Origin of the sequence: Micromonospora sp. LOL_023 (assembly GCF_048060115.1) — a bacterium.
Lineage (GTDB): Bacteria > Actinomycetota > Actinomycetes > Mycobacteriales > Micromonosporaceae > Micromonospora_E.
Window position 1 is genome coordinate 1 of record NZ_JBHMIM010000165.1, and the last position, 1365, is coordinate 1365.

Sequence of the window (1365 nt, forward strand, 5' to 3'; positions counted from 1 at the left end):
GGTGACCAGCTTGTGCTGGTGTTGCCCTGGGGACAGACGCCGTGGCGGGTGTCGAAGTCGAAGGTGAACGCGGCTTTGTCGTAGCCTTGCCCGGCGCGGGCCTGGGCGGACGGGTCGATCAGCATCGGGGAGATCAGGGTGATCCCGTGCCGGCGGGCGGCGGTGACGATGATCTCGGCGGACGGGTATCCGGAGTCGACGAGGTGTTCGGCGGGAGTCAGTGCCTTGTCGGCCAGTCGCTGGTGGATGATGGCGGTCATGGCCGAGTCCGGGACGGTCGCGGTGGTGGTGGCCACGTTCGTGATCAGGTTCGGGTGTTCTCCGCGCCCGGTTTCCCGGCCGGTGGTGCCGGTCGGTGGGTCGCAGGTCTCGGTGAAGTGGACCTTGTAGCCGCCCCAGCCGGTGTCGCGTTTGATGCTGTATCGGGCGTCCAGGTCGTATGGGGAGATGACGCGGTCTCTGCCGGGCGGGACACCGTCCCCGTCCGGGGCGTGTTCCCGCCGTCGCACCTCCTGCCCGGCGTTGTCGGTGTCCCGGTAGAACTGCTGGATCCAGATCAGGCGTAGCGTCTGCACCGCTGGGATCTGTGCCAGCCACTGCGGCGCGTCCGGGTGGTGCGCCGCGTCGAGCAGGTGGTAGCCGTCGATGCCGTAGCGGACCATCAACTCGTCGCGTCTGGTCCGGCTCTCGGGTAGGCGCAGGTTGTCGACGCGGGTGCCGTAGACGCCGGTCCAGGAATCGTCGATGACCGAGGTGAGCCAGTGCGGTGCCGCCGCGGCGAGGGCTTCCAACGCCGCCCGTAGTGTCTCTCCGGCCAGTTCGAGGCGGTTGAGGTCGCGGATCGCGCCGAGTATGTGGGTGGAATCGGTGCGCTGGCGGCCCCGGGCCTTGACCAGTCCGAGCCCGGCCAGGCGTTGCAGCAGGGCGTCCAGGGCCAGGCTGGTCAGGTCACCGGCGACCAGCCGGTCCCGGAACTCCGACAGGACGGTGGGGTCGAAACCCGGATCGTCGAGTTCCAGACCGAGGGCGTATTTCCAGGTGATCCGGTCCCGGACCGCGTCGGCGGCCTGACGGTCGGTCAGGTTCTCCGAGAACTGCAACACGCTGGCGGTCATTAACTGTGCCGGGGAGATCCCCGGCCGTCCCCGGACCCCGAACGCCGCCGAGAACCGGGCGTCCTCGTACACCTGGCCGAGTTCGTCACGGATCCGCGTCGCCAGGTTCCCTTTCCGGAACGCCGCCCGCGCCATCCGCGCGGTCTGCTCCGGAACGTCTGGCCACGGCCTCGGTTGCATCGACATGACCACACAACCCTACTGACCCACCAAAGGAGACGGGTACACGGCCGAATAAGCCATCAGGGTC

1 protein-coding gene is annotated in these 1365 nt (G+C 68.5%); it reads right to left on the minus strand.

All coding sequences use genetic code 11. From position 1 onward, the window contains the following. A partial coding sequence (locus ACFHVL_RS31270) for a transposase (protein WP_416632225.1) occupies positions 1 to 1301 on the minus strand: 1301 nt, incomplete at its 3' end. Between the last annotated feature and the right edge of the window lie 64 nt (positions 1302 to 1365).